General features: G+C 37.8%; 7 protein-coding genes. 2 read left to right on the top strand and 5 right to left on the bottom strand.

The window, feature by feature from the left end; all coding sequences use genetic code 11:
- The 4 genes from pta to VLZ86_RS02820 all read right to left on the bottom strand — a co-directional run.
- Positions 1–1,937, bottom strand: a 1,937-nt coding sequence (gene pta / locus VLZ86_RS02835; protein ID WP_325448515.1) for a phosphate acetyltransferase, incomplete at its 3' end; no start/stop codon positions are given.
- A gap of 735 nt (positions 1,938–2,672) precedes the next feature.
- Complete coding sequence (locus VLZ86_RS02830) at positions 2,673–3,947, bottom strand: hypothetical protein (RefSeq protein ID WP_325448513.1); 1,275 nt, start codon at positions 3,945–3,947, stop codon at positions 2,673–2,675.
- Positions 3,948–4,521: 574 nt separating this feature from the next.
- Entirely contained in the window at positions 4,522–4,881 is a 360-nt protein-coding gene (locus tag VLZ86_RS02825) for a plastocyanin/azurin family copper-binding protein (protein WP_325448511.1), read from the bottom strand.
- The gene (locus tag VLZ86_RS02820; RefSeq protein ID WP_325448509.1) at positions 4,881–5,420 is read right to left on the bottom strand and encodes a DUF4142 domain-containing protein; all 540 of its coding nucleotides are present in this window, start codon (positions 5,418–5,420) and stop codon (positions 4,881–4,883) included. Before VLZ86_RS02820 ends, VLZ86_RS02825 begins: the two co-directional genes overlap by 1 nt.
- A 403-nt stretch (positions 5,421–5,823) precedes the next feature.
- Between VLZ86_RS02820 and VLZ86_RS02815 the strand changes: the two genes are divergently transcribed.
- On the top strand, positions 5,824–7,023 hold the full coding sequence (locus VLZ86_RS02815) for an alanine dehydrogenase (protein ID WP_325448507.1): 1,200 nt from the start codon (positions 5,824–5,826) through the stop codon (positions 7,021–7,023).
- A gap of 2 nt (positions 7,024–7,025) precedes the next feature.
- Positions 7,026–7,403, top strand: coding sequence for a hypothetical protein (locus VLZ86_RS02810; RefSeq protein ID WP_325448505.1), 378 nt, complete (start codon positions 7,026–7,028; stop codon positions 7,401–7,403).
- A gap of 53 nt (positions 7,404–7,456) precedes the next feature.
- Here VLZ86_RS02810 and VLZ86_RS02805 read toward each other — a convergent pair.
- Positions 7,457–8,786 (bottom strand): T9SS type A sorting domain-containing protein (locus VLZ86_RS02805; RefSeq protein ID WP_325448503.1); only part of this gene is annotated, 1,330 nt, incomplete at its 5' end.

Genomic DNA, 8,786 nt, shown 5'->3' with positions numbered 1-8,786 from the left:
AGATCAGGGAAAATAAAAACGTTGGCCTGTCCTGCAACTTCCGAGTCCGGAAGCTTTAATTTCCCCACAACGATATCTACCGCTGCATCATATTGAATAGGGCCTTCTACTTTAAGATCTGGTCTTTTTTCTTTCACTAATTTTGTGGCCTCCCGTACTCTCTCCACATCTTCTCCCACGCCGGAATTACCTGAAGAATAGGACAACATGGCTATTTTAGGTTCTATTCCAAAAACCATACTGGTTGCCGCAGAGGAAATGGCAATATCTGCCAATTGCATTGCCGTAGGATTCGGATTAATGGCACAATCACCATATACGGAAACACGATCGTCCAATAGCATAAAAAACACCGACGACACAATCGGCGCTTCAGGTTTTGTTTTAATAAATTGAAGTGCAGGAAGAATAGTATGTTGCGTGGTATGCGCAGCTCCAGAAACCATCCCGTCAGCATCGCCTTTATAAACCATCATCGTACCAAAATAGGATACATCTTCCATTAAATCTTTCGCCATCGGAAGATTGACATTCTTATGTTTACGAAGTTCAAAGAGTGTTTCTGCATAAGATTCAAAATATTCAGATTCAATCGGGTTGATGATTTTCACTTTGTCCAAATCCAGACCAATATCAAGGTTTGTAACTTTATCCTCAATTTGTTTTTTATTGCCAAGTAGTGTAATACTGACTACATCTAAATCCACAAGTCGTTTTGTTGCTCTCAAAATGCGTTCGTCATTCCCTTCTGGTAAAACAATGTGCTTCTTGTTAGATTTCGCCTTTTGAAATAGGTTATACTGAAACATTCGAGGTGTAATTCCTTTCGTTTTGAAGGTAATGAGACGTTCTATAAGCGCATCAACGTTGACGTGTTTTTCAAATTCCTTTATTGAGGTCGTAATTTTTTCTGTGTTTTCAGCATAAATTTGAGATTGTATGCTCCCCAGTCGATTTGTTACCGAGAACGTTCCGCCCTCAACCAAAATAATTGGGACAACTTCTGAAAGGCCTTCAATGAGTTTTAAGATGGAATCCTCTGGCATAAGTCCGCCTGTTAGCACAATTCCAGATATTGAGGGATAATTATCAGAGATATTTGCCTGTAAAGCTCCTAAAATGATATCAGCTCTGTCGCCCGGTGTAATAACTAAGGCGTTTTCTTTTAAATGTATGAGGTAATTGCGGAGTTGCATCGCCCCCACGCTATAATTACCCGCTTGATTATTTATAAATTCTTCACCAAAAAGCACTTTGGCGTCCAACGTGTCCACAATCTCTTTAATGGATGGATTGGCCAAACTATAATTCAGCGGAATTGCGCTTACAACCACCCCATTAGGTAAATATTTCTGCAATTCAGTAGTCACCAGCGTCAGGTTTTGTGGTTCTATCTTATTGGCAATAACGGCCAATACCTCAACACCTTTATCTTTAAAAGAGTCAAAAGCCATTTGTAAGTTCCCCACAAGTTCATCCAACGTTTTACCAACTCCGCCTCCAACGATAAGAGCAGGGACACCTAAGTTTTTGGCAATTAAAACATTCATGTCAAATTCCATGATGGAACCTTCGCCAATAAAACTGCTCCCCTCAACCAAAACAAAATCGAAGCGTTCCTCAAGATCTTTATATTTTTCAATAATCCGACCCATTATCTCACTGCTTTTGTTTTCGTTTATTTTTCGGACCACCTCGCTTCGGGTAAAGGCATACGCCTCTTCAAATTTTATATCCAAATTGAAATAGGTCGAAACGGTATTAATATGATTATCGGTTTTTCCTGGCTCGAAATTGTCAATGATCGGTCTGAAATAGCCCACTTTGGCGGCCTTTCCCAACAGCGATTGCATCAATCCCAAAGAAATTATGGATTTTCCGATGTTGGGTTCTGTGGTGGCAATATAAATGCCTTTATTGGTTGTTTTTTTTGACATATTAATAGGTGATTATATTTTAACCACAAAAGTGGATTATGTTTAATGATTGCGAAATTAAAAAAACAGAATATACATAAAACAAACTTCACCATGAGAGGTTGTGATAGCTTAAATCCTGAAATTTCCGAACAAAAATAGCAATTCCGATTTGTTAAGCAAGGGCTGTATCAACTCTATCACAATTACTTTCCCATGATTATTTCGTTGACAAATATCTTAAGTACTTTTGTGAAATCTCATGACTTTAATCATGAATTTAATTTTAAAATTTTGTCTTCCAGCACCAGGAATGATATTTTAGATTCTAAAAAATAGAAGAAATTTTTTAATAATAAATCATCGGCAATCTTAGCAGAATGAAATTAAAAATTTTGGATTTGGTAATATCGATAAAGACTATTTCCTTAATTTAGTCCAAAGTGTCGACCAAAATTTTTATGTTACGGACCAATACCGTCTGGAATAGAGATCAGACCCATCTTATTTGCAGAGGGTTTAACGAAGATTATATAAAAATGGGATTCAAGTTTGCGGGTGTATAGCTGTAATTTTAGGAACTTGATGAAAAGGCTAATTCTTCAATCTGTATTAAACTATTTTATGAATTTGGAAACCTATCTTTGTTTAAATAAACATCTCCTTAGCGCTTGATTCCATTTGGAACTCACGCGCTAAAGAGATGCATGAAAACAATAAACTTTCCAAATGGGCATGATCTAATACCTTTTGATTTTATATGGATTTCAGATATTCAGTAAGATCATTCATTTCGGTATCACTTAATTTGAGATTGTTCACATCGTTATATCTTGACACGACCCCAGCTAAAGTCGCTGCAGACCCATCATGAAAATAAGGCGGGTGTTGCCAAATTCCTTTCAATGGCGTCACCCTCCATTGTTTAGTGCCGGACCGTTTTACATACTTCTTATCCACTGCCACTGAGGCATTTTGAGGATGTAATTTTCCGCCATCAATCACATCCGTAAATAAAGGTCCAGAATGGCAAGTTGCACATTGGGCTTTTCCTGAAAAAAGAGCTTTCCCCCTAAAAGCCGCAGCGGCATCAAATGAACCTTCTGGTGGTGTTGGTGCCGCTATAGAAAATTGATATGCTTGTAAGGCAGGAAGTTTGTCGGTTACTAAATCATCATCTTCTCTATGGTCCACTATCCAATTATCAAGACGTACGTCTTCAAAATAACCATGCCCATGCATTTGGGTCACTGCAACATATCTATTCCAGTAAGCCACAGGTCCTGCAACTTCATGCTCTATATCACCATCCCCAGTAAAAATTGCTTTAGGAAGTCCGTATAAACCATATGCAGGCGGAATGACCACTGGGTTATTCAAGCCATCATGGTTAAATCTTGGATCATATATACCAGGTGCCCATGATGAGTAGACATCTTTTGTAGCTTGGACTAAAGCAGGCGACAAAGAGATGATCAAACCAGGGTCTAAATCTCTATTTGGCCAACCGTCCAAGCGTTTCCCTATCCCAGGAGCAAAAGAATCATCAACTGTTGAATGGCACAGCGCGCAGGTAACTCCCATTCGATCCAAGGTTAAAAAACCATCCGGTTTTTTACTTACTTGTCCCTGTATCCCTACAACTGCATTAAGCTGCAATAAGACCAAGGTGGTTTGAGGGTCATTTAAATCGACGTCACCGTTTTGAATAGCCGCAACAAGGTCTGCCGGTAAAGCAGAGGCATCTACTTTTAGCCCCACAGCCAACGCAGTAGCTGGAGTTACAGCTGATTCTATTACTTCATTCATTTGGAGTACATCTGTCCAAAATGTCTCATCACCAAAAGTATCATACCGAAATATGTCTTTCCCAGCTTGAACCAATTGCGGATCCAATGGAGGCAAATTTAAACTGCCTTCACCTGGTGGAATTGGAACCAGATTATCAGAATCGTCATCATTACAACTAAAAAGGCTAAGGATAGTGATGAGCGTCAGAAACAACGTAGAAATCTTAAAATAATTCTTCATGGTTTTTTGTTTTTTGTTAATTATTGATCTTCATCTAAAGTTGGATTCAATTTGGAAGAAAATTCTAAAGTTTAGATTCATAAGACTAACTTGGGATACAAAAAACTACAGATATTTTAAGGATATGTCAAAAGTTGAGATAAGGAAAGCTTTCGAAAATTAAATCTCGTATTTTCACTCTAAACGAGCGAGTTAACACGTCTATATAAATGAGAAGAGCACTTTATATTTTCATCGTTTTTTATGATTGAGCTCATTTATTAAGACATAAAAAACCCAAGACTCCTTTTACTATATTTAGTAAAACGATCTTGGGTTTTTACACTCACAAGCACCTCAGATTCAAACTAACTGGATACCAATTTTTAAAAATCGCGAAGTAAAGCATTAAAAACTGAGAGATGAACTAATCCCCCTCCTCCGCCGGATCTTTTCGTTTTATACCTATAACCATTTCTATAGAGAGGGCAATTTTAGTTTAAACAACAAATGTTTGTCAACTAATTGCAATCAAGTCTTTATTTTATAAGCGTAACCGTATTGATTATTTAACCAAAAACAATGTTTTTAATAACTACTTGGCAATTGTTATGTTGCCTTTCATTACTTTATGCAAATCACAGTAATATTTAATATCCTCTGTGATGACTTTCGACCAAGATTCTCCTTGATTGAAGGGTTTTGATGTCCATTTTTTACTTGTCAATTCAGTGACATCATGTTGATAAAAATCTTTATTGATCCATACCACAGTATCCCCCTTATTGACCACCAGATTCTCTGGATTAAATTTCATTTTAAAAATGGTTACTGTATGTCTTGTAGGCTTGTAAGCATCTTCTGGGCTTTTAAACCCCACGAGTACCACTAAAAAACTGATCAGTACTGCCAAGATCAATAAATATTTAGAAACTAATGATTTATGTGTTTGCATTATTTTGAAATTTTACCTTGAGCCATTTTAGCATGGCCAAGATGTGCTTCTAAAGCCGGTAGTACCGCTTCAAGCAAATCTTTCAATTCTGAGTTTTGCGCTTGCGGAATCAATACATTTTTAACAGCACCTATGACCGCTTCATGATATGCTACTTCATTATCAATATAAGTTTTGTCAAAGTCGTTGCTACTGACACTATTCAGTTTTTTCAATGTTTCTTTGGATTGGCTCATTAAGGATTGACTCATCGCATTATCTTTAGGAGTTACGCCTAACTTTGTGACCAATGCTACTGCTTGTTTTATAACCGCATTATGATCTTCTATCATTCGATTTGCGAAATCCTTCACCTCCTTGTTATGAGAGCGTTTAAGCGCTACCTGTCCATAATCAACGTCAATTTGATTTGCCACCACAGCAACAGAAGCTATTTCAGGATCTGATAATTGCGGCGTGTCCTGAGCCATCATCAAACTTGACATGCCCATTACTAACGTACAAATTACTGTCAATTTGTATTTCATTGTTGTTTTCATAATATGTTGTATTTAAATGTTATTTACTCTTTTGATTAAAAAAACGTCTTTAGGTTACAAATAATGATGAAAATTATTTCTCAAGACCCTAAACATTCATGAACATAAGTTTTCCTCTAACTTTCCTGGCGTTTTATTTAAATCAAATTATTGGTCGAGATTTGGGTGTAATGATCGGTATTTCTAAGTTTAATGGATGACATATTACTTCTGTCACAATTAAGTCAATAAAAATATTCTTGGAATTATAATTATTATATTTTCACAAACCTTCTAATTTTTACACTCTGGTCAAGGACAACAAAATCTCATCAAACATAGGGAGATACAATTCCGATTAATTGTAATTCCACATTTCAAATCAAAAAATTATTTGTAATTTCAGTGCTTATTTTAAATTCAAATGAGCAAATCCATTTCTCCTTTTACCCGAGAACAATTGCTTCCTCAGGAAGAAACGCTAGAAATTTTCAAAAAAAAAGGAGACCTATTTATTGGCATTCCTAAAGAAACCTATTTTCAGGAGAAGCGCGTTTGCTTAACTCCTGATGCTGTGTCTGCCTTAGTCTCCAATGGGCATCGGGTTATGATTGAAGCTGGAGCTGGAGATGGCGCTAACTTTAAGGACAGAAACTACAGTGAAGCTGGAGCTGAAATAACGAAGGATACCGCCAAAGTATTCTCCTGCCCTATTATTTTAAAGGTTGAGCCGCCATCGTTAGATGAAATTAAACTCATCAATCCGCAAACTTTATTGATATCAGCCCTCCAATTAAAAACACAAAGCAAAAAATACTTTGAAACCCTAGCCACGAAACGCATTACTGCTTTGGCGTTTGAATTTATAAAAGACGATGATGGCTCATACCCTGCAGTACGGTCTTTGAGCGAAATAGCTGGAACAGCCTCCATACTTATTGCTGCCGAATTGTTATCGAACATTAATGGTGGGAACGGATTAATGTTTGGAAATATCAGTGGCGTGCCACCAACTGAAGTTGTAATTATTGGGGCAGGTACCGTAGGTGAATTCGCTGCACGTTCTGCCATTGGATTAGGTGCAAATGTCAAAATTTTCGATAATTCCATTACCAAATTAAGATCGGTTCAATCCCATTTGGGCAGGACACTTTACACCTCTACCTTACAACCAAAAAATCTGATTAAAGCGTTGAAGCGTTGTGATATTGCCATTGGCGCAGTCAGGGGTACCAATAGAGCGCCGGTAGTGGTTACGGAAGCGATGGTCAACTGTATGAAAGCTGGGGCTGTAATAATTGATGTCAGTATTGATATGGGCGGATGTTTTGAAACCAGTGAGGTCACCACGCATGATAAGCCTACTTTTGAGTATAATGGCATTGTTCATTATTGTGTGCCAAATATTCCTGCACGATACTCCAGATCGGCCTCTGTATCAATAAGTAACATGTTCACACCTTATCTTTTGAAAATTGGAGAAGACGGCGGTATCGAAAATGCCCTGCGATTTGATCGCGGTTTAAAAAATGGATTGTACTTTTACCACGGTATTTTAACGAGCAAATTGGTTGCCAATTGGTTTGACCTAAAATACAGCGACGTCAATCTTTTAATTTTTTAACAATGAAATTTATCCATCGTGTCGGCTATTATCTAGGCGGCTTTTCCATAGGTTTAATTATTCTGTTCTTTTTCTTGAGTGGTAAAAAAACCTCCTGTGCCTACAGTCCCAATGCGAGGACCACTAAGAACATCTCCTTAAAGAAAAAAGCCTATGCTGAGAATGCCGTGTTTGCCATGAGGTCATTTGAGCTGGATACTATTGTAGTTTCCGATATGATCAAACATGGCAATGTCAATTTTTCGGAAAGCGATACTAAAAACGAAACATGTAAAACTTATATCATCACAAACAGTTACAAAGAGCAAAAATTTAAAATGCAAGTTAAAAACTGCGATTCCTTAGTTACTATAGAATCCATTGTTCCTTATAAAAAATAACTGAGCCACAGAAAAGTACTGTGGCTCAGTCAATCTTCACAATTTATTAAAACTTATCTCAAGACTATTTTTTTAGTAATTACTTTTTGATTATCAACTAATTGAAGTAAGTAAATCCCCGAAGCAAACTCGGATAAATTGAGTGTTTTACTATAACTCTGATGGTCATTCACACTAATTGCTTCATGATATAATGATTTACCAGAAAGATCATATAAATGGAGGCTGGATGCATTGGAAAGACCAGATATTTTTATGTGAACCTCACCGTCGGTTGGATTTGGATGAATCAAAAAATCTAGAGCCTCAGTATCTTCTATAGTAACATTGTCACCAATAACTTGTGAATTTACACATTTTCTAACTTTCACCGTGACACTGTCCGTATCAGAATCTAAGTCATGGTATACCATTACTGAATATTCAGTATCTTCATCTGGACTTACCGTTATACTTTTAGTGGTCTCGCCAGTACTCCATAGAAACTTACTATTAGCAGGACCTTTTGCTGTTAAAACGGTTGTTTCATTTGAACAGATAGCGACATCTTCGCCGGCATTTGCGACTACTTTTTCATAGACATTTACCTTAATAGATCTTTCTGAAGAACAATCGTTGACGTATCCAACAACATCATAGGTTTTTGTTTTAGTTGGTCGAACGGCAATGTTGGGTTGGGTTGCGCCATTGCTCCATTTATAGCTATTGGCTCCTTTGGCTGATAAAGTTATAAATTCGCCTTCAAGGATAGTGGCTTCAGAGCCATTAACTATAACCACTTTAGGCTTAGGGCTCACCTTAACAATGGCTTCGTCCGTCCCGGAAAAATCTCCCACATACGCTGTCACAGAGTACTTGGTTGTAGTTTTAGGATTTACCTTTATACTAGCAGTTGTAGCACCAGTGCTCCATAGGTAACGTTCTCCACCAGTGGCAGTCAAAGTGACCTCTCCACCTTCACAGACATCTTGATTGCCGCCTGCCCTTGCGACTACCACTACAGGTTCTTTAACCGTAACTTTAACAGTGGCAGTTGCTTCACAACCATTCTTACTTCCGGTAACGGTATATGTTTGAGTTGCTGTTGGACTTACCGTAATACTGGGACCAGTAGCACCAGTACTCCACTTATAAGTAGTTGCTCCTGATGCGGTTAAGGTGACGGATTGTCCTGAATCAATTGTCCGATTACTGCCTGCATCTACACTTGGCAATGGGTGTACCGTTACTTTTACCTCATCCGTATCCGAATTTTTTCCTGTACTGTCAAACGCCGTAACTGTGTAAGTTGCAGTCTCCTTTGGGCTCACGGTGATGCTTGCAGTCTTGGCTCCCGTACTCCACAAATAGGTGGAGCCTCCGGTGGCAGTTAGGGTTGCACTT

Source organism: Gelidibacter sp., from assembly GCF_035515035.1.
Lineage (GTDB): Bacteria > Bacteroidota > Bacteroidia > Flavobacteriales > Flavobacteriaceae > Gelidibacter.
The sequence above is the reverse complement of the archived record's forward strand: the minus strand, read 5'-3'. Positions and strand labels throughout refer to the sequence as shown.